General features: G+C 60.7%; 17 protein-coding genes and 1 pseudogene. 14 read left to right on the top strand and 4 right to left on the bottom strand.

The genetic code is table 11. The annotated features are described in order from the left end of the window. The first annotated feature begins 90 nt into the window (after positions 1 to 90). Both dnaX and I2E13_RS08080 read left to right on the top strand, forming a co-directional pair. Positions 91 to 2,574, top strand: coding sequence for a DNA polymerase III subunit gamma/tau (gene dnaX / locus I2E13_RS08075; RefSeq protein WP_195404772.1), 2,484 nt, complete (start codon positions 91 to 93; stop codon positions 2,572 to 2,574). Positions 2,575 to 2,628: 54 nt separating this feature from the next. Further along, positions 2,629 to 2,889, top strand: a complete 261-nt coding sequence (locus tag I2E13_RS08080; RefSeq protein ID WP_117817911.1) for a hypothetical protein — start codon at positions 2,629 to 2,631, stop codon at positions 2,887 to 2,889. Positions 2,890 to 2,911: 22 nt separating this feature from the next. Here I2E13_RS08080 and I2E13_RS08085 read toward each other — a convergent pair whose 3' ends face one another. Continuing rightward, positions 2,912 to 3,379, bottom strand: a complete 468-nt coding sequence (locus I2E13_RS08085) for a hypothetical protein (protein WP_195404773.1) — start codon at positions 3,377 to 3,379, stop codon at positions 2,912 to 2,914. A gap of 341 nt (positions 3,380 to 3,720) precedes the next feature. Between I2E13_RS08085 and I2E13_RS08090 the strand changes: the two genes are divergently transcribed. The 6 genes from I2E13_RS08090 to nifJ all read left to right on the top strand — a co-directional run bounded on the left by I2E13_RS08090 (position 3,721) and on the right by nifJ (position 12,573). After that, positions 3,721 to 4,041 (top strand): YbaB/EbfC family nucleoid-associated protein, encoded by a 321-nt coding sequence (locus I2E13_RS08090; protein ID WP_006235174.1) that lies wholly within the window; start codon positions 3,721 to 3,723, stop codon positions 4,039 to 4,041. Positions 4,042 to 4,054: 13 nt separating this feature from the next. Beyond that, a complete protein-coding gene (recR, locus tag I2E13_RS08095; RefSeq protein WP_089573257.1) occupies positions 4,055 to 4,651 on the top strand; it encodes a recombination mediator RecR in 597 nt (198 codons plus the stop codon). 245 nt (positions 4,652 to 4,896) lie between these two features. Further along, positions 4,897 to 5,802 (top strand): hypothetical protein, encoded by a 906-nt coding sequence (locus I2E13_RS08100; RefSeq protein ID WP_117743975.1) that lies wholly within the window; start codon positions 4,897 to 4,899, stop codon positions 5,800 to 5,802. Continuing rightward, positions 5,799 to 7,643, top strand: coding sequence for a serine/threonine protein kinase (locus I2E13_RS08105; RefSeq protein ID WP_195404774.1), 1,845 nt, complete (start codon positions 5,799 to 5,801; stop codon positions 7,641 to 7,643). The genes I2E13_RS08100 and I2E13_RS08105 overlap by 4 nt, the downstream gene beginning before the upstream one ends. Before the next feature lie 3 nt (positions 7,644 to 7,646). Next, positions 7,647 to 8,585: an FHA domain-containing protein gene (locus I2E13_RS08110; RefSeq protein WP_118270928.1), complete on the top strand. Its 939-nt coding sequence runs from the start codon at positions 7,647 to 7,649 to the stop codon at positions 8,583 to 8,585. A gap of 448 nt (positions 8,586 to 9,033) precedes the next feature. Then, a complete protein-coding gene (nifJ, locus tag I2E13_RS08115) occupies positions 9,034 to 12,573 on the top strand; it encodes a pyruvate:ferredoxin (flavodoxin) oxidoreductase (protein ID WP_117743978.1) in 3,540 nt (1,179 codons plus the stop codon). A 574-nt stretch (positions 12,574 to 13,147) separates the two neighbouring features. Here the strand turns inward: nifJ and I2E13_RS08120 are convergent. Together I2E13_RS08120 and I2E13_RS08125 are read right to left on the bottom strand one after the other, a co-directional pair. Then, positions 13,148 to 13,672 carry a hypothetical protein gene (locus I2E13_RS08120; protein WP_117743979.1) on the bottom strand — a complete coding sequence of 175 codons (525 nt, stop codon included), beginning with the start codon at positions 13,670 to 13,672 and terminating at the stop codon, positions 13,148 to 13,150. A 2-nt stretch (positions 13,673 to 13,674) separates the two neighbouring features. Further along, complete coding sequence (locus I2E13_RS08125) at positions 13,675 to 14,091, bottom strand: DUF3830 family protein (protein ID WP_117763384.1); 417 nt, start codon at positions 14,089 to 14,091, stop codon at positions 13,675 to 13,677. A 604-nt stretch (positions 14,092 to 14,695) separates the two neighbouring features. Between I2E13_RS08125 and arcC the strand changes: the two genes are divergently transcribed. From arcC to I2E13_RS08155, 6 genes and pseudogenes are all read left to right on the top strand, one after another. Continuing rightward, positions 14,696 to 15,658 (top strand): carbamate kinase, encoded by a 963-nt coding sequence (gene arcC, locus I2E13_RS08130; RefSeq protein ID WP_006235166.1) that lies wholly within the window; start codon positions 14,696 to 14,698, stop codon positions 15,656 to 15,658. Positions 15,659 to 16,088: 430 nt separating this feature from the next. Next, on the top strand, positions 16,089 to 17,984 hold the full coding sequence (locus I2E13_RS08135) for a BglG family transcription antiterminator (protein ID WP_195404775.1): 1,896 nt from the start codon (positions 16,089 to 16,091) through the stop codon (positions 17,982 to 17,984). Between the two features lie 119 nt (positions 17,985 to 18,103). Next, positions 18,104 to 18,430 carry a PTS lactose/cellobiose transporter subunit IIA gene (locus tag I2E13_RS08140; protein ID WP_117757821.1) on the top strand — a complete coding sequence of 109 codons (327 nt, stop codon included), beginning with the start codon at positions 18,104 to 18,106 and terminating at the stop codon, positions 18,428 to 18,430. 46 nt (positions 18,431 to 18,476) lie between these two features. Next, positions 18,477 to 18,770, top strand: a complete 294-nt coding sequence (locus I2E13_RS08145) for a PTS sugar transporter subunit IIB (RefSeq protein ID WP_117648560.1) — start codon at positions 18,477 to 18,479, stop codon at positions 18,768 to 18,770. An 81-nt stretch (positions 18,771 to 18,851) separates the two neighbouring features. After that, positions 18,852 to 20,129, top strand: a pseudogene (locus I2E13_RS08150) (PTS sugar transporter subunit IIC); the annotation flags it as partial. A 1-nt stretch (position 20,130) separates the two neighbouring features. Next, positions 20,131 to 21,585, top strand: coding sequence for a family 1 glycosylhydrolase (locus tag I2E13_RS08155; RefSeq protein WP_267472489.1), 1,455 nt, complete (start codon positions 20,131 to 20,133; stop codon positions 21,583 to 21,585). Positions 21,586 to 22,037: 452 nt separating this feature from the next. Here the strand turns inward: I2E13_RS08155 and I2E13_RS10970 are convergent, their stop codons facing one another. Then, positions 22,038 to 23,039, bottom strand: a complete 1,002-nt coding sequence (locus I2E13_RS10970) for a C39 family peptidase (protein WP_229057897.1) — start codon at positions 23,037 to 23,039, stop codon at positions 22,038 to 22,040. Positions 23,040 to 23,300 lie beyond the last annotated feature (261 nt).

The raw sequence follows: 23,300 nt of genomic DNA on the forward strand, positions 1-23,300 counted from the left end.
GCTCGCCGTACGGGTTATTATGAATGCAGTATGCCGTGCGACCGCATGGCCGTCGCGGCAACAAGTCTCAGTATACCCGGGGGAGCACCCATGGAATCGTTGTACCGAAAGTATCGCCCGCTCACCTTCGACTCCGTGGTGGGCCAGCAGCATATCGTCTCGACGCTCGAGCACGCTATCACCGAGGGACGCCTGTCCCACGCCTACCTGTTCTGCGGACCGCGCGGCACGGGCAAGACCACCATGGCGCGCATCCTTGCCAAGGCGCTGCTGTGCCGCAATGCCGAGGCGGCGCGCGCCGAGGGTGCAAGCGGCTGCATGCCCGACGGTGCTTGCGAGGAGTGCGAGCTCATTGCCGAGGGCAACCACCCCGATGTCTACGAGCTCGATGCCGCAAGCCGTACCGGCGTGGACAACGTGCGCGAGGAGATCATCAACTCCGTCAACTTTGCCCCGGTGCGCGGCAAGTACAAGATCTATATCATCGACGAGGTCCACATGCTCACGACGGCGGCGTTCAACGCGCTGCTCAAGACGCTTGAGGAGCCGCCGGCACACGTGATCTTTGTGCTGTGCACCACCGACCCGCAAAAGATTCTGGAGACCATCCTCTCGCGCTGCCAGCGTTTCGATTTCCATCGCATCGGCAACGAGGATATTGAGCATCGCCTGGCATACGTATGCGAGCAGGAGGGCTTCGATTACGACGACGAGGCGCTCGCCATCGTGGCGCGCCATGCCAAGGGCGGCATGCGCGACGCGCTCTCCACGCTGGAGCAGCTGAGCGTTTTTGGCAACGGTTCTGTGCATGCGGACGATGCCCGCTCGCTTTTAGGCGAGGTTTCGGACCAGATTCTGGGCGAGTTTTCCCGCGCCATTGCCGATCGCGATGTTGCCGAGCTCTATGGACTGATCCGTGCGCAGGTCGAGGAAGGAAACGACCTGCTGGAGCTGACGCGCGACCTGGTAGCGCATGTGCGTGACGTGTACGTTGCCTGCGTTGCCGGTGCCCGTGCCGAGCTGTTTGAGGGCGGCTCCGAGCAGGCCGAGGCGCTTGCTGCCGAGGCCGCTGCCTTTGGCGAGCATCCTGCCGACCGCCTGGCCCGCGTGCTGACGGTGCTCGACGATGCCGCACTGGAGATGAGGGGCGCGAGCGACGTGCGCCTGGTGCTCGAGATTGCCTGTACGCGTCTGGCACGTCCCGAGGCTGATTTAACGATTGAGGCATTGGCCGAGCGCGTGGCGCGTCTGGAGGCCATGGTTGCCAACGGCGCCGTGCCGGCGAGCGTGGCTGCTGCTCAGGCCACCGCGCCTGCAGCATCCGTACCCGCTGCTGCCCAGCAGCCGACGCTGATCTCGGGTGCCCGAGCCGCTACTCCGGCGGCATCTGCTACCACCGCTGATACGTCCGCGCGCCAGGGCGGTATGCCTTGGGACCGTGGTGCTGCCGCTCCGGCGGCTCAGCCTGCGCCCCGTTCTGCGTCCGTGTCGGCTTCCAAGCCTGCAGCGTCTGCACCTCAGTCTGCGCCGGCTCCGACGCCTCAGCCCGTTGCAGCCCCCGCGCCTGCCACCGCTCCGGCACCTAAGCCCCAGCCCAACACCGCCGCCCAGGTTGCTGCCGCTGGTGCCGCCGAGACCCCCGCGGTCGAGGATGCCGGTGAGCTCCAGCGCAAATGGGCCGAGGTCGTCGAACGCGTCAAGGCTCGTCAGGCCTCCTACGCAGGGCTTTTGCTCAATGCCCGCGCCACAGCAGACGACGGCTCCAAGCTCACGGTCTCGTTCCCCGCGGGCTCGACCTTTGCCATCAAGATGCTCGGACGCGCCGACACGCAGTCGGTGGTCCTGCCGACAGTCAGTGCGGTCTTCGGTCGTCGCACCGTCGACTACGTCCTGGATGGAGGTGGCACGCTGGCTCCTCAACATGAGGAGCATTCTCCATCTGCACGGGCTGCGGCATCTGCGGACCCGCAACCCGTGTCCTCGGCGGCCCCTGCATCCTCGAACGTCAGCGCGACGCAGCCAAAAGCGGCACCGGTAGCGGCACCGACCCCGTCGGCGCCTGAACCCGCTGCGCCCAAACAGGCTGCTCCGGTCCCCGCGCCCAAGCCCGCCGCCGCGCCTGCGCCCAAGTCATCCGACCTGGGCAAAGCCCCCTGGCTGCGCTCCGACAACCCCGCTGGCGCTCCTGCCACGGGCAAGCTCCCGACCGAGCCCGCACCCCGAGCGCCCGAGCGCGCGTCCGCTCCCAAGGCTCAGCCGTCTGCGCAGTCTGCACCGTGGGAATCCGAGCAGGTGCCCTACGATGACGCCATGGTCGGCGGCTTTGCAGGCGATGCGAGCGGGGACGATCTGCCTCCGTTCGACGTGCCGGGTGCGACGCCCGCGCCCAAGCCCGCTGCAACTGCCCCCAAAGAGGAGGACGCTCCTGCAGCTCCCTGGGAGTCCAACCCCGGCGCGGGCAGTCCCTTCGGCCATCAGGGCGCAGCCCCAAGCATCCCGCAGACCGAGGACGAGGCCAAAGCCCTCATCCGCAGCGTCTTCGGTCAGTCCACCATCTTCAAACCGGTGGAGTAGCTGTACAGGCGGGTATACTGCTCAAGAAGAGACGTCTTTGAACGGAGCGAGCTTATGATGTGGGAATATGTCCGCCTTGAGGACGATACGCAAGTTTCGTATTCCGAAGTCCGTGAGGACAACACGGTGAAGGTTGTTGTGGAGCGCCCGCGCGATTGGGGTTTTGACACGGCGGAGTGCATCTTGCCGGCATTCAATTGGGTGTCACGCGAGGGCTTTAGCGAAGCGGACCTCAAAGAACTCGATGATTTCGTGCGCAACAATGCCCCGCTCATCCTGCGTTTTGCCTACGAAGGCGGACGAGTCTATGCCTAGTCTCTTCCGACTCGGCCATATATCACTTTCTTTTGTCCGGGCGCATCTGTATTTCGGACATGTGTAGTGTGGTGCCGCGTATATCGCATTCGAGCAGACAAGCGCGTGACGGTCGGCCTAGGATGCTGAGGTCGACACGATACGTCGCGCGGCTGTCCGTGTACTCGACTTGCTCGGCGTCGAGGGTTGCTCCGATTGTCAAGAAAGCGCCTGGTTCGGCACCGACAATCTTGGAGTCCTTTATCTTGACCTTGAGCTCTTGGTAAAGGGACGGGCTGTTGTAGTAAACGGTCCGGGTCCCGTCGGTGCACTCATCGGTCGCTTCCCATTTGACGACGGGCTGGTCCGAGCTGGCTATCAGCAGTTCTGCTCCAAAGGCTATAGCATGGGTGATGACAACCAGTAATGCCCAGCCGACAAAGAGATAGAGAACCACATATGCAACGGGGTGTTTTGAGCGGATGTTTTGGAGCGCGTCGGGGGCATTCATGGGGGCACCTCCAAATTGCTGTCTGTGACAATCAAATTATACCCTGCCATCATGAGCGCCGCCTCGAGCAGCGGTTCGGCATTTTGTTATCTAGCTGGATGCAGAAAATGTCGGATTCCGGCTCTACAAGATTTAGCTTTCAATAATATGCAGATGTGAATTATTCAACTTCGCATAATCTTTGGGTGCGGTTTGCACTCCAGGACATGTATATCGACTGAGGTAGCGTGTCCGCCCCGCTTGCTTGCCCCGCGCCGTGGTACGATTTTTGAGTTTGAAAGTCCCACCGCGCTCCGGCTGCCCTTGCAGCTCGGCGTGCGGCCGCACGTAAAGGAGCCATCATGGCCGGTATGAACATGCAGCAGATGATGAAGCAGGCTCGCAAGATGCAGGAGCAGCTTGCCGCCGCGCAGGAGAACCTCAAGTCCCAGACCGTCGACGCCTCTGCCGGCGGCGGTATGGTCAAGGTGACCGTTAACGGCGAGATGGAGCTCGTCAACCTTACCATCGACCCCGATGCCCTCGATCCCGAGGACGTCGATATGCTGCAGGATATGATCATGGCTGCCGTCAACGAGGCCGTTCGCGGCGTCAACGAGCTCGCCAACAAGCAGATGGGCGCCATCACCGGCGGTCTCAACATCCCGGGCATGCCGTTCTAAGACGCGCATATATATGAGTGCTAACCATAGCCTGCAAAAATTGCTCGATGAGCTGGGTCGCCTGCCGGGCATTGGCCCCAAGTCGGCTCAGCGCATCGCCTATTACCTGCTCGAGGCCGATGCCGAGGAGGCGCGCCGCTTGGCCGAGGCCATCCTGGAGGTTAAGCAGGAGGTTCATTTTTGCAGCCGCTGCTTTAACTACGCCACGGCCGACGAGTGCTCCATCTGCCAGGATTCGATGCGCGATACCACTCGCATTTGCGTGGTGGGCGAGCCGCGCGATGTCCAGGCGATTGAGCGCACGGGCAGCTACCATGGTCTCTACCACGTATTGGGCGGCGTGATCAGTCCCATGGACAAGATCGGCCCCGAGCAGCTGCACATTCGTGAGCTGCTGGCACGCTTGGGCCACGAGGACATCCACGAGGTCATCATCGCCACCAACCCCAATATTGAGGGCGAGACCACGGCGAGCTACCTGGCCCGCACTATCAAGCCGCTGGGCGTCGAGGTGTCGCGTCTGGCAAGCGGCCTTCCCGTGGGCGGCGACCTGGAGTATGCCGACGAGCTTACGCTTGGGCGCGCCATTGAGGCCCGTCGCACGATTTAGGTGGCGAGCCTGCTCCTGCCGTATGTTATCCTCGCGACGCACGGGGTAGCCATAATTTCCCCGTGCGACTGTAAGTTTGTTGTGCAACAAAGATGCTTTGTATCCGCTTATCGCATGGATGCTTTCATTCGCATCCTTAATTTGCCCATTCGTTTCGCAACCTTTTGGGTTCGCTGATACACTCAAATATGGATTCGAATGAATGCGCCGCTCCCGAGCGGCGTGTTTTTGTTGGAGGAGAACGCATGCGGCCCGGTGGCACTCAGACAAAGCGCGGCGCCGCGGTGCGCATGCGACGCCGACTGGGCTTGGCGCCGCGGGCGTACGCACTGCTGTCTTGCTCGCTGGTGCTGGTCATAGCTGGCGTTTCTGTCTATGGCATGACCGTGCCGTCCATGATGCAGGCGCATGCCGCACGCGAACCGCGCGTGGGGCATGAGGTCAAAAGTGACCTGGGCACCACGACTGGATATGCTTGGGCAAGTGTGGTCGCGCATATTGTGTTTGGCACCGACGACGCGAACGGCGCCGAGGCCCCAGACAACGAAGTCACGCTTGCCAATGGCAAAACCATCGTGCTCACCAACACCAAGATCATCGATCGGTTGTCCAACAATAGCGTGGCGGCAACGGTGAGTAAGGTCGAGCAGCAGAAGGAGCAGGACGCCCAGCAGTCCGGAAAGCCCGGTAGCTCGGATACTTCTGGCTCCGGCTCGGATTCGTCGAGTTCGGGCGGCGGCTCAGGATCGGGTTCCTCTGCCGGAGGGTCTGGAAACGGCGGCTCGACGGGCGGCAACACTGACAACGATGCAAACTCCGGTGGCCTTTCCGCTGCTGAGGAAGAGAGCATTCACAGTTGGCTTGTGACCAAGTACAACATGCTCGACGGCTATGTTTCTCGTGCCAATGACGTGGTTTCGACCTATAACTCTACGGGAGATCCCAGGCCGTGCGACAGTCTGGTCGGGGAGATGTTTGTCATTCGAGCCGAGTTCGGTCGTCAGACATTCTCGCCCCGGTCAAAGTGGTATCAGCAGTATGCCAATCTGTGGGGCTGTTACACCAACCTATGTCAATGGGTCGGCCATTACGGCGATGATGACGTCGCGCTCGGTAACTTCAACAATAACGTGGCGGCGCTTGCCCTATGATGACCGATCTTGCATCCACCACACCACAATCGCTCGGTCGCGATTCCATGGTCGGCCTGCGCCTGGCGCGTGTCGACGGGTTTGAGCCGGCCATTGCGCTCGGTCAGGACGAACTGCCTGCCTATCTGCGTCGTTTTACGATGCTGTTTGCCGACGATGCCACCATACGCCGTGGCGGTATCGGCCGCGTGACGCGTGCCGTCAACGCCCAAGGCGAGGCCGTGGCGCTCAAGCAGCTCATCTTGCCGACGCGCGATGAGTTTGACGACGATGCAACTCACGAGGCGCTGGTCGCCAAGTTCAAGGCGGCGTTTCGCGAGGAATACGAATGCCATCGCGCCCTTTCGGGCCTTAAGGGCTTTCCCCGCCTCTATGGCTGGGGCGAGGTCGACGGTGTGCCTGCAATTGTCATGGAATGGGTCGAGGGCGAGACGCTCGCCCGCTTGCGTTCGCGGCTCGCCGTGGACGATGCCGGACGCCTGTCGCCGCTTGTGGCGGCGCGTTTGGGTCGCGACCTGTTCGATCTGCTCTGCCGTATGAGCCTGGTGGGTGAGGGCTTTGTCCATCGCGATATCTCGCCCGCTAATATTATGGTGCGTACGGCGCGTCTACCGCTTGACCGGCAGCTTGCCGAGGGCACCTTTGACCTGTGCCTGATCGACTTTGGCTCGTCGCTGGCGCTTGAGCCTGCGTCGGCCGTGGCTGGTACCGGCGGCAAGGCATCCTTTACCGAGCGCTATGCCACGCTGCGTCGCGCGACGGTTGCCTATGCCCCGCCCGAGATGCTCACCGACGATATTCCCGACCTGCGCGCTTTGCGTATGTCGCCGGCGATTGACGTCTATGCCGCGGCAAGCACGGTTTACGAGCTCATTGCCGGCGTCGCGCCATACGAAGCCGTGCCGAGCACTTCGGGCGCCTCGGGTTCGCGCAAAAAGACGCGCGACATCGCCAGCCCCTACCGTCTCAAGATGGACACGCAGCCCGACTATCCCATTGGTGCCCATGCGCCCGGTTGCGATTTGACTCAGTTGCTTCGTCGTGAGCCCGATGTGGCGCTCGCCGCGGCCGAGCAGGCCCAGCAGCTGGGGCTTGAGCCGGATTCCGAGGAGCTACGCGATGCGCTGGCGTTTGTCGATGCCCAGCTGTTCGACGTGGTGATGGCCTGTCTGTCCAGCCATCAAAAAGATCGTCCCGAGCCGGCGGCGGTCGAGGCGGCGCTCTCGGCGTTTTGTGACCACTATGCGCAAAATGTCGGTCGTTCGCTCCGCGGCGAGCCGCTCACGCCGTGCCCCATGGATGCGTCCGGCCGCGCGGTTCGTCGCGCGCTGATGGTCGGCGCGGCGGTCGTCTGCGGCGTGGTTTGGGCTGCGGTCGTGGTTTCGGCCGCGCTGCTGGCGTCGGGCGCTCGCGTGACGGCGACTTTGGGATCGCTCGTGTGGTCTGGGTCGCTACCGGGTGTTATTGCCGCACTGGCGCTGGCGCTGCCAGGCATGGCCGGCGTTGCCGCGGGGGCACTTGCGCGCGATCGGCGCTCGGGCTTCCTGCAGGGTGTGCTTGCGCTTTCTGCCTGCGAGGTTCCGGTGCTGGTTGTGGCTGCATGTAGCGTATTTTCCCAACGCGCCGTGATGGGCGGCCTTGTTGCCGCTCTGGTTGCAACCTATACGCTTACGTGGTTTTTGCTTGCGATGGGCTTTGCCTTTGAACTTCCCGTTTCGGCACCGCGACGCACAAAAGCCCAGATGGCGACTCCGCTTGCCGGTGGAGCCGCAGCTGCCCGTACTTTTGGCGGACCTGTCGAAGTATCGTCCGATTCTATTTCTACGACCAAGGAGGCCTAGGTCATGGCATCTCAAGTTGAGCTCACCCCATGCGGGGCCATGTTTGACATCTTTAAGCGCGCGGCGCATCTGAGCCATATCGAGCTGTGCGGCTTGGTGCTTTCGTCCCGTCCGCTCGCCGACGGCCGCAGCCCGCAGAGCCGAGCTGCCGATCGCTCTTGGGTTTCCCGCTTTATCGTTCGCGCACCGGTCGGCACACTTCAGCAGCGCTACTTTGCCGAATACGGTACCTCGGCTGCGCGTATTATGTCGCAACTGGCCCTGCGCCAGCGCAATCCCATGGACTCCACGGCTGTGATCAATATGGTGTGCGGCCCTGCAGGTGAACCGATGGTACGCGCGCTCGAAGAGTGCCACCAGGACACAAATCTCTATCGCAACGCGCTCGATCGCCTGTCCCAGGCGGCGGAACTCATGCCCGCCGAGCGCGCCGAGGCCGTGCTGGTGCTGTTTGTCGCCGTCGGTTGTTCGGCGGATGTGCGGTCCTCGGTGAACTATGCCATCGACTACGCACACGCGACCTGTGGCGGAGGCACATCCACGCCGCGTTCGCTTGGCATGTCGCTGACCGCAGGCGAACGCGAACCCGCCCCGGCGCACCCCTTGGGCTTGCTGCGCGTGCAAAACAGTTTTGTCGTGAGCGCCCCGCGCTGGATTCAGCCGAGTGAGCAGGGTGTTGAGATTGGCGCGCTGGCCACTGGTGAGGGCGATATTACCGACGTCGGCGACGATGTCTCGGCCCGCCATGCCCATATCTGGTGCGATGCTCAAAATATCTGGCACGTCGAGGACTTGTCGTCCACCAACGGAACCGTGGTGGTAAACGGGGCCACGCGCGTCTGCATTCAGGTCGAGCCCGGCCGTTCCGCCCAACTCAATCCCGGCGACGAGCTCAAGCTCGGCGAATCCACTACCTACGCCATCCTTTTCGGTGCCCTCTAGCCGGCAGATGGGGACGTTCCTTTTCTGCCGGCTGGGGACACTCCTTGGCGCGCCAGAGCCGGTCGCCTGGGGATGGAGAGGCCATTTTGGCCCTTGGCAGTCACCCAAGGTAAACCTTTACCGCCCGCCTATATTTGCCGAAATTACACTTGAAGGCGGGGTACAATAAACCCGCATGCGGATTTCCGTTGCGGGCTCTTCCCATCGCCGGGGCGTGCCCGGGAGCATCCGGCATGCGGCCTTTGCGGCGCTCGGTCATGTGCAAGACGGGCGGTCGGGTCTGTGGGGCGCATCAACTGCCCCTCGCCTCGGCATGTCTTCTCTCCACGCCATGTACCTGCTGCTGAGCCTGCCTGCCAGATGATTGGAAGCAACAGCGTAAATCCCATCACGCCAACATCCCGGCGATCGCCGGGGCCTGTATACCTATATGAGAGGAGAGGGGTATATGGCGCGTAAGTTTAAGTCTATGGACGGCAACGAGGCGGCCGCATATGTTTCGTATGCGTACACCGAGGTAGCGGGAATCTATCCCATTACGCCGTCCAGCCCGATGGCCGACCATGTCGACCAGTGGGCGGCCCAGGGTCGCAAGAACATCTTCGGCACCCCGGTCAAGGTCGTCGAGATGGAGTCCGAGGCAGGTGCAGCCGGTACCGTTCACGGTTCGCTGGGCGCCGGTGCTCTAACCACCACCTACACGGCTTCTCAGGGTCTGCTCCTGATGATCCCGAACATGTACAAGATCGCGGGCGAGCAGCTCCCGGGCGTCTTCCACGTCTCCGCGCGTTGCGTCGCTTCCCACGCCCTGAACATTTTTGGCGATCACTCCGACGTCATGGCCTGCCGTCAGACCGGCTTCGCCATGCTCGCCGAGGGCAACGTCCAGGAGGTCATGGACCTCTCGCCGGTGGCTCACCTTGCCGCCATCGAGGGTAAGACCCCGTTCCTCAACTTCTTCGACGGCTTCCGCACCAGCCACGAGATCCAGAAGGTCGCCATGTGGGACTACAAGGATCTGGCCGAGATGTGCGACATGGACGCCGTCCAGGCTTTCCGCGACCATGCGCTCAACCCTGAGCACCCGCACACCCGCGGCAGCCACGAGAACGGCGATATCTTCTTCCAGAACCGTGAGGCCTGCAACAAGGTCTACGACGAGCTTCCCGCCGTCGTCGAGGGCTACATGAAGAAGATCAACGAGAAGCTCGGCACCGATTACGGCCTGTTCAACTACTACGGCGCTCCCGACGCCGATCGTGTCGTCGTGTGCATGGGCTCCTTCTGCGACGTGCTCGAGGAAGTCATCGACTACCTCAACGCTCACGGCGAGAAGGTCGGCCTGGTCAAGGTTCGCCTGTTCCGTCCGTTCTCCATCAAGCACTTCGTCGACGTTCTCCCCGAGACCGTCCAGAAGATCGCCGTCATGGACCGCACCAAGGAGCCGGGTTCCATCGGCGAGCCGCTCTACCAGGACGTCGTCTCCGCTCTCTACGAGGCCGGCAAGACGGGCATCAAGGTCGTCGGCGGCCGTTACGGCCTGGGCAGCAAGGACACGCCTCCCGCGTCCGCGTTCGCTGTCTTCGAGGAGCTTAAGAAGGACGAGCCCAAGCGCGAGTTCACCATCGGCATTGTCGATGACGTGACCAACCTGAGCCTGCCCGAGGCCGAGGATGCGCCCAACACTGCAGCCCCCGGCACCATCGAGTGCAAGTTCTGGGGTCTGGGTGGCGACGGTACCGTCGGCGCCAACAAGAACTCGATCAAGATCATCGGCGACCACACCGACAAGTACGTTCAGGCCTACTTCCAGTACGACTCCAAGAAGACCGGCGGCGTCACCGTCTCGCACCTGCGCTTTGGTGATTCCCCGATCCGCTCGCCGTACTACGTGACCAAGGCCGACTTTGTCGCCTGCCACAACCCCAGCTACATCGTCAAGGGCTTCAAGATGGTCCGCGACGTCAAGCCGGGCGGCACCTTCCTGGTCAACTGCCAGTGGAGCGACGAGGAGTTCGCCGAGCACATGCCCGCCGTGGCCAAGCGCTACATCGCGAACAACAACGTCAACGTCTACCTGATTGACGCTATCGACCTGGCCGCCAAGGTCGGCATGGGCAAGCGCACCAACACGGTGCTCCAGTCCGCCTTCTTCGCGCTGGCCAAGGTCCTGCCCGCCGAGGACGCCCTGCAGTACATGAAGGACGCGGCCACCAAGTCCTACATGAAGAAGGGCCAGGCCATCGTCGACGCCAACCACAAGGCCATCGATGCCGGCGCTACCGCCTTCCGTAAGTTCGAGGTTCCGGCCGACTGGGCAACTGCCGAGGATGCCGCTCCCGTCGAGCTCTCCGAGGAGACCAAGTCCGCCATCGCCCAGCAGGTCAAGAACCTGCTCGAGCCCATCGATCGCATGGATGGCGACAGCCTGCCCGTTTCCGCCTTCGTCGATTGCGCCGACGGCCAGTTTGAGCTGGGCGCCTCCGCATACGAGAAGCGCGGCGTCGCCGTGGTCGTTCCTCACTGGGACGAGACCAAGTGCATCCAGTGCAACCAGTGCGCCTATGTGTGCCCGCATGCCACCATCCGTCCGTTCGCGATGACCGAGGATGAGGCTGCCGCCGCGCCCGAGGCTACCCGCACGCTCGACGCCATGGGCCCCAAGGCCAAGGGCATGAAGTTCACCATGGCCGTGTCCCCGCTCGACTGCATGGGCTGCACCAACTGCGTCAAGGTCTGCCCCAAGGGTGCCCTCGAGATGGTTCCCACCGAGCAGGAGATGGACCAGCAGCCCGTTTGGGACTACATGGTCGAGAACGTCTCCGAGAAGAAGGAGCTCATCGCGGCCAACGTCAAGGGCAGCCAGTTTAAGCAGCCCTACCTGGAGTTCTCTGGCTCCTGCGCCGGCTGCGCCGAGACCGCCTATGCACGTCTGGTGACCCAGGTCGCCGGCGACCGCATGTTCATCTCCAACGCCACCGGCTGCTCCTCCATTTGGGGCAACCCCGCTGCCACCGCTCCTTACTGCAAGGACAAGGACGGTCACGGCCCGGCGTGGAACAACTCCCTGTTCGAGGACAATGCCGAGCACGGTCTGGGCATGGCTGTCGGTTACGAGGCCGTCCAGAACAAGCTGATCGCCGCCACCCAGGACATCATCGCTGCCGATGGTCCGTCCGACGAGCTCAAGGCCGCCGGCCAGGCTTGGATCGACTCCGTCAACGACGCCGAGGCTTCCAAGACCGCTGCCGCTGCCTACGTTGCCGAGCTCGAGAAGTGCGGCTGCGACGCTTCCAAGGCGATCCTCGCCGACAAGGCTTACCTCACCAAGAAGTCCTTCTGGATCTTCGGCGGCGACGGCTGGGCCTACGACATCGGCTTCGGTGGCCTGGACCACGTCCTGGCTTCCGGCCACAATGTCAACGTCTTCGTCTTCGATACCGAGGTCTACTCCAACACCGGTGGTCAGGCCTCCAAGGCCTCGAACCTGGGCCAGGTCGCTCAGTTCGCCGCTGCCGGTAAGGTGACCAAGAAGAAGTCTCTGGCCGAGATTGCCATGAGCTACGGCTACGTCTACGTGGCACAGGTTGCCATGGGCGCCAACCCGGCTCAGACCCTCAAGGCCATCCATGAGGCCGAGGCCTACGACGGCCCGTCCCTCATCATCGGCTACAGCCCCTGCGAGATGCACTCCATCAAGAAGGGCGGCATGCAGAACTGCCAGGCCGAGATGAAGAAGGCTGTCGAGTGCGGTTACTGGAACCTCTTCCGCTTCAACCCCGAGGCTGCTGCCGGCAAGAAGTTCTCGCTCGATTCCAAGGAGCCCGCGGGCGGTTATCAGGAGTTCCTGATGAACGAGGCCCGTTACGCTTCGCTGACGCGTTCCTTCCCCGAGCGCGCCGAGGAGCTCTTCAAGGAGAACGAGCAGGCCGCCATGGATCGCTACCAGCACCTGCTGAAGCTCAAGACGGTGTACAACGAGGCCTAGGTCTCTCACCGCAGGATCTGAGGGCTGACCTTCGCGGACGTCCTCGGACATGAAAGAACCCCCGCTGTGCACTTCGTGCGGCGGGGGTTCTTTCGTCCTGCGGAATGTCCGCGAAGGTCAGCCCTCAGATCCTGCTACGACTACGTCCTCGGATTGTGGGACTGAACGGGGGGCGTGGTTGGCAGGGCCTTTTGTCCCGGTTGCTGTTTCGCGGCATTGCCGCGAAACCACGCGCTTCTCTGGGTATAGAGGGGGAGCTGATAACAAGCAACGCCTTATTGGAGTTGTTTTGCCAGTTCAAAAGCCCATCAATGATCTTACTGGGTGGCATTAAAACTCCTAAATGACAAAAATTGGTAGATAGGATTGCCCCTATAAGTACAAAAATTGGCAGTTAGAAATGACCCAAATCATACAGAAATTGGCAGATAGCGAAGATTCGCTTAGGTCTCAAAGCCATCGAACCGGCGCGGTACCATGCAAAAAGGCTGGGGACGCTGTTGCTTGCGTCTCCAGCCTCTTGATTACTACTTTGGGCCCCGTGATGGGGTGTGGTTGGTGCTGCTAGTCCGGTTTACCTTGTCTCGCCGGTTTCGGTGCGCAGACGGTAGCCGTGGACCAGGTCGCTGATGGCCGGCCAGGGAATCTGGCGATCGACCCAAAATTGCAGCTGGACCAGATAGCGCTCGGTGGCGCGGGTGAGGGCGGCAAACTGCTCATGGGTCTCGACCTGGGCGTAGAGGTCGCGGCTGCGGGCGAGGACGGCGGTCGTATCGTCCATCTTGCCGGTGACGTCAAAGGCGCCCGAGAACCAGTCGCACAGGCGCGCGGCGCTGTTGTTGAGGGTGGCCAAGTCGGCGGTGTTACCGTTGACGTTCTCGGCTGCCTGGGCGCGCAGGAGCGAAAGGGCGTCGGCAGCGTTCATGCAGTAGCCGACGGTAAAGTTCCATACTGCGAACTCGCGGCCAGTGTCGAGCTTGCGGCGACGCATATAGTCGATATCGCGCGGCTCCTCAAGCATCATTTGGTCGGCAAGGGCTTCTAGCGAAGTGGTGTACTCCGCAAGGTCGAGTACAAGCAGGGTGTCGATATTCATCATCTTTAGGCCTCCGCTTCGATCTCGACGATTTCGTTTTTGATGTACATGCCCTGATTGTCCCAAATGTTGCGACAAGCGGTGGCAAAGCGCTCGCGGTCGGCCTCGCAGATGCGGGCAAACATGTTGCAGGTGCCAAAAGGCTCGCAAACATCAAAGAAGATACAGACCGAAGACCAGCCGCCGTACCAGCTCACCGCACCCGCCGGCTCGTTAAAGACGGGATTCTCGATGTGCTCGTAGTTGGCGATGGGGCCCGATACGGGATAGGTCACCTCGGTATCGCAAATCTTTGCCGAAAAGATGCGCGACTCGACCGGACAGGACGCTTCGAACAATCTGCATGCTTCGGGCGCTTTGTCCCAGAGCATGTCGGCGAGAAACGTCTCACCATTCAGCGTAATCTTGAGCATTTTTGTCATAGTAAGGACCTCCTCAATCCGTCGCTCAAGGGGCTCGCTGGCGGATAAAGGAGAAGACAGCCACGGGGTCGCCGAACCCAAACTTCACGACAGATGCCTGCCGCCCCAGCCCGTGCTGTACTTGGCTAAAGTATCACGCCTTGGGAGCCGAAGCAATATCCCTGTTTAGATTTTTTTGGACGCTTGGGCACAGCGCAACTTGTTCACAGTCGCTTACCGCAGGGTGAAGCACGATCGACTATCCTTTTTGTTGGATGAAAAGCCCCATGTTTTTGCAGGGATGCATACTCGTCCTATAAGTGCATAGAATCTCGTATAGTGCGAGTAAGATATTATGCTGTCCGTTTTGTGTTTAGCAGAGATATAGTTTGTATAATCCAACATAATCCTTGCTGTATTCAAATAAAGTCGCACGTAAATGGCGTAGATATGTCTGAGCTGGGATTCTGTACGCTGAGCGGATAAAAACGACCGTTCACCGCTCCACTATTTTCAAAATGAATAAAATGAGCGATAAAGAGAATATAAACCTTAATAAACTCGCGTATCGCACGGACGCGGGTTATTAATGGGTTGTAGGCCTTTTACAGAAAGGATTCCAGCAATGTCTAAGCCTCTTGGCAAGCCCGATCGTATTGTCGTCGCCCTTGGCGGCAACGCCCTCGGCAACAACCCCGTCGAGCAGATCGAGGCCGTGAGCAACACCGCCCACGCTCTCCTCGGTCTTATCGAGCAGGGCAACGAGATCATCATCACCCACGGCAACGGCCCGCAGGTCGGCATGATCCAGAACGCCTTCGCCGCTGCCCACGACGCCATCGGCACCCCCGAGATGCCGCTGCCCGAGTGCGGCGCCATGTCCCAGGGCTACATCGGCTACCACCTGCAGCAGGGCATCGGCCGCGAGATGCACAAGCGCTATAAGCGTTGGCACGCCGCCACCGTCGTCACCCAGATCGAGTGCGACCCCGACGATCCCGCGTTCAAGAACCCGACCAAGCCGATCGGCCCGTTCTACACCGAGGAGCAGGCCAAGGAGTTCATGGCCGAGGACCCCTCCAAGGTCTTCGTCGAGGATTCCGGCCGCGGCTGGCGTCGCGTCGTCGCCTCCCCCGATCCCAAGAAGATCGTCGAGGCTGACTCCATCCTCAACCTGCTCGACAACGAGTTCATCGTCATCGCCTGCGGTGGCGGCGGCATCCCCGTCGTCCGCGACTACGAGAACAAGGGCTGCTACAAGGGCGTTCCCGCCGTCATCGACAAGGACCTGGGCGGCGAGCTGCTGGCCGAGGACTGCGACGCCGACGTTCTGTTCCTGCTGACCGCCGTTGAGCATGTCGCCATCAACTTTGGCAAGCCCAACCAGGAGGAGCTCGAGGACCTCACCGCCGACGAGGCCGAGCGTCTGGCCGACGAGGGTCAGTTCGGCAAGGGTTCCATGGAGCCCAAGGTCCGCGCTGCCATCAAGTTCGCCCGTTCCCGCAAGGGCCGCACCTGCATTATCGGCGCCCTGGACAAGGCCGCCGAGACCATGGCCGGCCTCTCCGGCACCCGCATCCACGAGTAGTCTCTACTCTGTTGCCTCTCTCGTGGGCGCCAGGCAAAGCGCCCACAAACTACCTCTCTTCATGAGCCCCGCAGTCCGCTCCGACTGCGGGGCTTTTGCTATTCACCTAGTCATTGGGGACAAACCCGGCACTTGGGGACGGTCCTTTCCTGCCGGCAGCTTGGGACAGTCCTTAATAGTCATTGGGGACGTTCTTAAACGACTAGTCAAACAAGAACGTCCAACGACTACTCATTTAAGCCTGTCCCCAATGACTGCCCAATGGCTGGGAAGGCGCATCCCACACCGACGCATTGCCTTCGGGCCCTCTCCCCAGGCTCTCCATAGCTCAGCTGGACTCCCCGCAACCTGTTCCGAGTTGGCGGAACGAGCGCGACGTGGAGTGTCATTCTTTACCGAGTTAGACTAGACGCAGGGAAAGGAGGAGGACATGGATGCTCGCGTCAAGCAGCTTGTAAATATGATCGAGGACGCTCAGCCTGTCGCTGTCGCGGTACTTGCCAAGCGTCTCGAGGTAAGCGAACGCGCCGTGAGAAACTATATCCATCGCGCAAACGACAACCTTGCAGGGGTTGCACGCATCGTTGGCAGCAAGGGGCAGTATCGTATCGATGTTGCACGTGCAGATGAGCTTGCTCGCTTGCTAGACGGTGCGGCTCTGGCTCATCCGGGCATTCCTGATACGCGCGACGGCCGTGTGTCCTTCCTTCTTAACGACCTCCTCATGCGGTCCCAGTGGGTGACGATTGAGGAGTATGCGGATTTACTCTACGTTTCGGCGCGAACTCTGTCCAATGACATGCGTCTGGTAGAGCAGAAACTCGCCCAATTTGACTTAACGCTCGAAAAGCGCCCACGCTACGGAATCCGCGTTGCGGGCGGGGAGTCGCAACGGCGCCTGTGCCTCGCCTCGCTGGTGAGGCCCGTGTTGCCCGACACCGACGATGCAAAGCTCGCCGAGCGCCTGCGGGCCATCGCCGCATGTGTGGACGATGCCCTGACGGCCTCGCCCGTCACGGTGAGCTCGCTGGCATCCCGCAATCTCATCATGCATCTTTGCATCGCTCTTGGCCGCATCGAGCAGGGCTGCTATGTCCCAGCTGCAGAATCGGACGTTCAAAAACTGGAGGGAACGCGCGAATACGCCGCGGCTTTCCAGATTGCCGCAAACATCAAGGATGCCCTGGGCGTGAGCATGCCCCGAGAAGAGGTTGCCTTTATCGCAATCCATTTGCTCGGCAGGGGCACGGGCGTGCCCGAGAAGGGCTCTGCCGTTATCTCGGATGAGATGTGGGAGATTGCTTCCGAGATGGTACGTGCGGTCAACGATGAGTTTAGGTTTGACTTTAGCGGCGATCTTGAACTTCGCATGAACCTTGCTCGGCATATCGGCCCTCTGGGCTATCGCCTTGAATATCACATGCATATGGATAACCCCATGCTGCCCGATATCAAGACGAGGTTTCCGTTGGCCTATTCGATGGCAGCTGGCACCTCGCAGGTACTCGAGCGTCATTTTGGCAGCCAGCCCTCTGATGAAGAGCTCGGCTACATCGCCATGGCATTTGCCCTGGCCCTCGAGCAGCAAGCCGACCAGCCGCGTCGCAAACGCATCCTGATCGTGTGCGCCTCGGGAGCGGGAAGCGCCCGTATGCTAGAGCACCAGTACCGCAAGCAGTTTGGCATGTATATCGATTCGATTGAGACATGCGATGTCGCCCGCGTGGGAACGCTCGATTTTTCGCACATCGACTACGTGTTCACAACGGTGCCGCTCAACGTCAAGTTGCCCGTGCCCGTTCGCGAGGCCGATTTCTTCTTGGAGACGAGCGATGTCAACGCTATCCGCAAGGTGTTGAGCGACGACACTGCGCAATCGGACTCCGTGAGCTCTTTCTTTAGCCGTGCCCTGTTCTTCAACCGCGTTGAGGCGTCGTCGAAGCAGGCCGTTCTCCGATATCTCTCCGAGCGCGCCGTCGAGAGCGGCCGTGTCGATGCCCAGTTTGCCCAAGAGGTCGCCGAGCGCGAGAGCGCAAGTGCCACCTCGTTTGGCAATGGGGTAGCCATGCCCCATGGGATGCATCCCTTGAGCGCCGAGGCCTTTGTTACCGTGGGCCTGCTCGAACATCCCATTCTTTGGGACGAATACGGCCATGAGGTCGATATCGTCTTTATGGTGTCGTTTGCCCGGTCGGGCGGCGATGAGGCGCGGATCTTGAGCTCACTGCTCGCCGAGATCTTTATGGACCGCCAGGGGGTCGAGCGCCTACGCGAGCGCCGGTCCTGGCATGAGCTGATGGCGCTTGTGCAAGCGCATACGGCTTAAGACTTCTTTTGTCGATAACCCTGTCTGTCTACCTGCAATAAACCTCGAGGATTGCGGGCGGGAGATAGGCGTTTCGAATATTCAAGTACAAACCAAACATCACGGGAGAGGAGACCGTTATGGACGATCAGGGAACCGAGATGGTTTCGTTTCAGCTGGTCGCTGCAGCGGGAGAGGCACGCAGCCTTGCCTTCGAAGCCCTTGAAAAGGCAAAAGCGGGGGATTTTGACGCCGCCGCCAAACTCATGAAGCAGTCAAAGGATGCGGGAATCAAGGCTCACCACATCCAAACGCAGCTGCTTTCGACTGAGGCAGCGGGCGAGCATCTGTCGGTGGATGTGTTGCTGGTCCATGCTCAGGACCACCTCATGTGCTCCATGCTTGCTCAGGAGCTCGTGCAGGAGCTGATCTGTCTGTATGAGCGCACTGCAACCAAGAACGCCTAGCGGCGTGCGGTGACTATCCAACCAATCAATGCGAAGGGAATCCCTTATGAAGATCCTTCTTGTTTGCGCAGCTGGTCTGTCTACAAGCATTCTGATGAAGAAACTCGAGAAATATGCGGAGCAAAACGGCATCGAGCTCGATATCGATGCGGTGGGTATCGGCGAGTATCAGGAGACGTGCGCCAATTATGACGTGCTGCTCTTGGGGCCGCAGGTGTCCTACCAGCTCAACACCGTCAAGCAGGGGAGCGGTAAGCCGACCGCGGTCATCCCCGCACAGGACTACGGCATGGGCAACGCCGCCAACGTGCTGGCACTCGCCCAGTCGCTGTTGGGTTAGGAGGCGACCATGGAGAAGTTCATGACCCTGCTTCAGGAAAAACTGACCCCTATCGCCAATTTCTGAGGCACCGAGCGCCACTTTGCCTCCATGCAAAAGGGCTTTATGAGCGCGATCAGCTTCATCTTGGTATCTGCCGTCTTTATGGTCCTCGCCAACCCGCCGGTCACGGTCGACCTGGCGGCGCAGGGCGGGTTCTGGTCCGTCTTTGGCCCTTGGCTCGATTTTGCCACGGCCAATAAGCTCACGCTGCTCATCCCCTTCAACATGACGATGGGCATACTGTCGGTGATCGTGACGTTCGCAATCGCCTATAACCTGGCGGGCACCTACAAGATGCCCAAGCTTAACGCCGGCATGACCTCACTGGTGATGTTCCTGATCGCCGCGGCGCCGTCGTCCTACTACCAGCTTGCTGACGAGTCCGTGCTCCAGGCGGTCCCCTGCACCTATCTGGGTGCGCAGGGCCTGTTTACCGCCATCATCGTTGCCTTGGTCTCCGTCGAGGTCACGCGCTTCTGCCAGACCAAGGGCATCACCATCAAGATGCCCGATGGCGTGCCGCCGTTTTTGTCCGAAACCTTTGGCGCCATCGTACCTATGCTCGCCAACATCCTCATCTTCTTTGGCGGCAACCTGCTGATCCAGATGATCGATCCCGCGCTGTCCATCCCCTCGGTTATCGAGAAGCTGCTCGCTGCCCCGCTTTCCGTCGCAGTTGACTCTGTGCCCGGCGCACTGCTTATCTGCTTCATGACGCTGCTGTTTTGGTGCTTTGGCGTCCACGGCAACATGATCGTAATGCCCATCACCGCCCCGGTCACGCTTGCCGCCTTTGCCGCCAACGCCTCGCTCTATGCTGCCGGGCAGCCGCTTGAGTTCCACCCGGTGCTCATGTCGATGGTCATCAACCTCATCGGCGGCACGGGTAATACGTTCTCTTTTGTGGCGCTCTGCGCGTTTAGGGCAAAGTCGCAGCAGCTCAAGGCATTTGGCAAGGCATCGATCGTGCCGAGCTTCTTCCGTATCTCCGAGCCCGCGATCTTCGGCGCGCCCATCATCTTCAACCCGATCCTCATGATTCCGTTTGTGCTAGGCGGCATGATCTCGGCCCTGCTGTATTGGGGTGCGGTCTCACTGGGTCTTGTCTCTAACTTCTACATCTTGGTGAGCGGCACGTTCCCCATCTTCGTTCAGGGCTTTATCCAGTGCCTCGACCCGCGCATCTGGGTGTTTACGATCGTTTTGATCGTGGTCATGGCTGTGGTCTGGTACCCGTTCTTTAAGGTGTACGACAACCTGCTCCTGGCTCAGGAGCAGGAGAACGCCGCGGCAGCTTCTGCCGAGGATACTGAGTAGCATGAGTTACTTTGACAGAACGTCTGCCGCCGGTATGCCCGAGGGCTTTTTGTGGGGTGGTGCCCTCGCCGCCAACCAGGCCGAAGGGGGCTGGAACGAGGGCGGCCGCGGCATGTCGCACTCCGACCTGATCCCACAGGGTTCCGACCGCTGGGATGTAATGTTTGGCAGGCAAAAGCCCGTGGACGATCCGGACAGGCTGTATCCATGCCGCTGGGGCAACGACTTCTTCCATCATTGGCACGAGGACGTCGAGCTCTTTGCCGAGATGGGCTTTAAGTGCCTTCGTCTTTCGATTTGCTGGAGCCGTATTTTTCCCACAGGGATGGAGGCCGAGCCCAACGGCGAGGGCTTGGAGTTTTACCGTCAGGTATTCGAGGCGCTGCGCGAGCATGGAATCGAGCCGCTTGTGACGCTGTCGCACTACGACTATCCGTTGGCTCTGGTCGAGCGCTATGGTGGCTGGCAAAGCCGAGAGATGATCGAGCGGTATGCGCACTACGTCGAGACCGTCGGACGCGCGTACCAGGGCCTCGTGCGATATTGGCTTACGTTCAACGAGATCAACAGCGTGGCGCTGTCCTATCTCAACGCGGGTGTCACGCTCGAGGATGAGCGTGACCGTGCAGCCGTGACCGCGGCGTTCTCGCACCATATGTTTATGGCGAGCGCTCGCGCTGTCGAGATTCTGCACAAGATCGATCCCGCAAACAAGGTGGGTTGCATGATCGCTGCCGGCGCGACCTATCCGTACCGTTGTGCGCCCGAGGACGTATGGCTTGCGTATGAGGAGGACCGCGGCCGCTACTTCTACACAGACGTGATGGCTGCGGGCGCCTATCCTGCTTGGAAGCTGCGTGCACTCGAGAAAGAGGGTGTTCACGTGCCCTTTGAGCCGGGCGATACGGAGTATCTGGCAGAGCATACGGTCGACTTCATCTCGTTCTCGTACTATTGCTCGCGCTTGGTGTGCGCCGATGATCAGGTGATCGCCGAGAAGGCGGAGGGCAACGTGTTCCCGACGCTGCGCAATCCGTACCTCAAGGATAAAGAGACTGCCTGGAAGTGGCAGATCGATGCGCTGGGTTTGCGCGTGACGCTTGCCGGATACCACGATCGTTGCCATCTTCCGCTCTTTATCGCCGAGAACGGTGTGGGCGGACTCGATGCGCTGGAAGACGGCAAAGTCCACGATGCGTATCATATTGATTACCTGCGCAGGCATATTCTTGCGCTGCGCGATGCAATTGTCGAGGACGGTGTTGACCTGATGGGATACACGCCGTGGGGCTGTATCGATTTGGTGTCGGCCTCGACGGGGCAGATGAAGAAGCGCTATGGCTTTGTTTATGTCGATGCCGATGATACGGGCAAAGGCACGTTCGATCGCTACCGAAAGGACAGCTTCTGCTGGTACCAAAAGGTCATTGCATCAAATGGCGAGGACTTGAGTTAACTCTTGCAGGTCTGTTGCCCCCGCGGTCCGCTTCGGCCGCGGGGCTTTTGCTATTGAGGCGGCTGTTCATGAGGAGCATTGCAGACTGCGGAAACCCGGCACTTGGGGACGTTCCTTTCCTGCCGGCAGCTTGGGACAGTCCTTAAAGGCCGCATCGATCAACTGCGGAAAGCACATCCCAGAATGAGCGTCCAACATGGGGTGCGGTTTCCCTTGAGGCCCTCAATCGGAAAATGCATCCCAGATTTTTGTCGAAAAGCGGTCCCTAGTTTCCCAAACGGGCCGCTAACGGAAAGCGCATCCCGCTATTGGGCCCCAAAGCAGGATGCGCTTTCCGTGCCGGCAGTTCCAAGCAGTTCGGGATGGCCCTTTTCGTCTGCTCTCGGCCGGCGTCCGTAAGACTGTCCCCAACGACCACTCGTTTAAGTCTGTCCCCAATGAGTGCTCACTGACTAGTAGTAGGCCCACATGGCTTCGACTTCGTTGAGGACTTCTACGACGCCCCAGCGACGGGCGCTGCGGCTGGCCGAGTTGGGGTCGTAGACGCCAATCTGGTTGGCATCGTCGATGCCGTAGAGCACGATGTAGTGGCCTACGTTGGTAAACGTACCGGGGTGCACTGCGGCGATAACGGGCGCACCCGAGCGAAGTGCTTGGGTAATCGATTCACGATCGTTATAGAGCTGTGTTCCGTTGAGTCCCAGCTGCCACGCACCGCCTGTCATAAACGACCACTCGGTGGCACCAGTGGGGGCGTAGTTGCCGGCTTCGGCCAGCGCGCATATATCGACCGGCGTCTTATCGGTGTGGCCGGTCTTAAAGATATAGACCATGGTGAGGCAAGTGGGACCGCAAGCGTTTTCGCGGATAGTGCCACCGGCATAGGGCAGCTCCGACCATGCGGGGTCAATTTGGTAGATGTGGGGCATGGTGCCGGCCTGCCATTGCGAGCGTGGGGTCGAGAACGCAAAGGAGTAACCGGGCGCGACGGGAGCTTTAAGCAGCTTGTCCTCGGCAGTGGGCTCAAGACCGGCTGATCCGTGGGAGATACAGGATCCCAAAAACACAAAGACGAGGCAGGCGGCGATGGAGCAAAGCGCAAGGCGTAGGCGGCGGGCCGGAAGCACGTGGCTTGTGGTATGCGACGCGGGGTGAGGGGCGGAATTGCCGCGATCGCGTTGAGGTCGCGAAAAGGAGCGTTTAACGTAGTAGTCGGTCTTACGGCGATCGTAGCGGCGCGGCTGCGATGTGTCGGTCTGGCGTTGGCGCGTGCTCGTGCTCACGCGGTCTGACTGCTGCACGGTACGGCTTTGTTGCCGAGAAGAAGCCCTGGGCTGCTCTTGGGGGCGCTGCGGGTTGCCGTTGTCGGAGGTGCTTCTGGGCGTTGGCGTGGTGCGGCCGGCAAGGCGCACGCTTTGTGGCCGTTGGTCGCCGTCATTGTATCCGTATGCCATTCGAATCACCTTGCCTCGTGTGTAACTTGTCTATCCTACATAAAAAGATGCACGACACATGGGTATGTGCGCCAAAAGCCTGACAAATGGTATGAACGTTGCCGCGCCGCGCGCCAAGCGTCACGGCAACAGGTATCCAAAAGCAGACAAGATGAAAGCGTCCAGGACGAATGACGTCTCCCGCCGTTCGTCCCAAAAACGGCGCCGCTCGTTTTGCAGTTCTGCCTTCGGTCGAGCCATAAGCGGCAGCGTGGCGCCGAG

This window comes from Collinsella aerofaciens (assembly GCF_015554145.1).
Taxonomy (GTDB): Bacteria; Actinomycetota; Coriobacteriia; order Coriobacteriales; family Coriobacteriaceae; genus Collinsella; species Collinsella aerofaciens_AA.

Excerpts from the sequence above, each read along its gene's own strand:
- nifJ (WP_117743978.1), top strand. The coding sequence starts at position 9,034 with ATGGCGCGTAAGTTTAAGTCTATGGACGGCAACGAGGCGGCCGCATAT.
- I2E13_RS08145 (WP_117648560.1), top strand. The coding sequence starts at position 18,477 with ATGAAGATCCTTCTTGTTTGCGCAGCTGGTCTGTCTACAAGCATTCTG.
- arcC (WP_006235166.1), top strand. The coding sequence starts at position 14,696 with ATGTCTAAGCCTCTTGGCAAGCCCGATCGTATTGTCGTCGCCCTTGGC.
- I2E13_RS08105 (WP_195404774.1), top strand. The coding sequence starts at position 5,799 with ATGATGACCGATCTTGCATCCACCACACCACAATCGCTCGGTCGCGAT.
- I2E13_RS08090 (WP_006235174.1), top strand. The coding sequence starts at position 3,721 with ATGGCCGGTATGAACATGCAGCAGATGATGAAGCAGGCTCGCAAGATG.
- I2E13_RS08080 (WP_117817911.1), top strand. The coding sequence starts at position 2,629 with ATGATGTGGGAATATGTCCGCCTTGAGGACGATACGCAAGTTTCGTAT.
- I2E13_RS08110 (WP_118270928.1), top strand. The coding sequence starts at position 7,647 with ATGGCATCTCAAGTTGAGCTCACCCCATGCGGGGCCATGTTTGACATC.
- I2E13_RS08125 (WP_117763384.1), bottom strand. The coding sequence starts at position 14,091 with ATGACAAAAATGCTCAAGATTACGCTGAATGGTGAGACGTTTCTCGCC.
- I2E13_RS08100 (WP_117743975.1), top strand. The coding sequence starts at position 4,897 with ATGCGGCCCGGTGGCACTCAGACAAAGCGCGGCGCCGCGGTGCGCATG.
- I2E13_RS08135 (WP_195404775.1), top strand. The coding sequence starts at position 16,089 with ATGGATGCTCGCGTCAAGCAGCTTGTAAATATGATCGAGGACGCTCAG.
- I2E13_RS08140 (WP_117757821.1), top strand. The coding sequence starts at position 18,104 with ATGGACGATCAGGGAACCGAGATGGTTTCGTTTCAGCTGGTCGCTGCA.
- I2E13_RS10970 (WP_229057897.1), bottom strand. The coding sequence starts at position 23,039 with ATGGCATACGGATACAATGACGGCGACCAACGGCCACAAAGCGTGCGC.
- I2E13_RS08120 (WP_117743979.1), bottom strand. The coding sequence starts at position 13,672 with ATGATGAATATCGACACCCTGCTTGTACTCGACCTTGCGGAGTACACC.
- recR (WP_089573257.1), top strand. The coding sequence starts at position 4,055 with ATGAGTGCTAACCATAGCCTGCAAAAATTGCTCGATGAGCTGGGTCGC.
- I2E13_RS08085 (WP_195404773.1), bottom strand. The coding sequence starts at position 3,379 with ATGAATGCCCCCGACGCGCTCCAAAACATCCGCTCAAAACACCCCGTT.
- I2E13_RS08155 (WP_267472489.1), top strand. The coding sequence starts at position 20,131 with ATGAGTTACTTTGACAGAACGTCTGCCGCCGGTATGCCCGAGGGCTTT.
- dnaX (WP_195404772.1), top strand. The coding sequence starts at position 91 with ATGGAATCGTTGTACCGAAAGTATCGCCCGCTCACCTTCGACTCCGTG.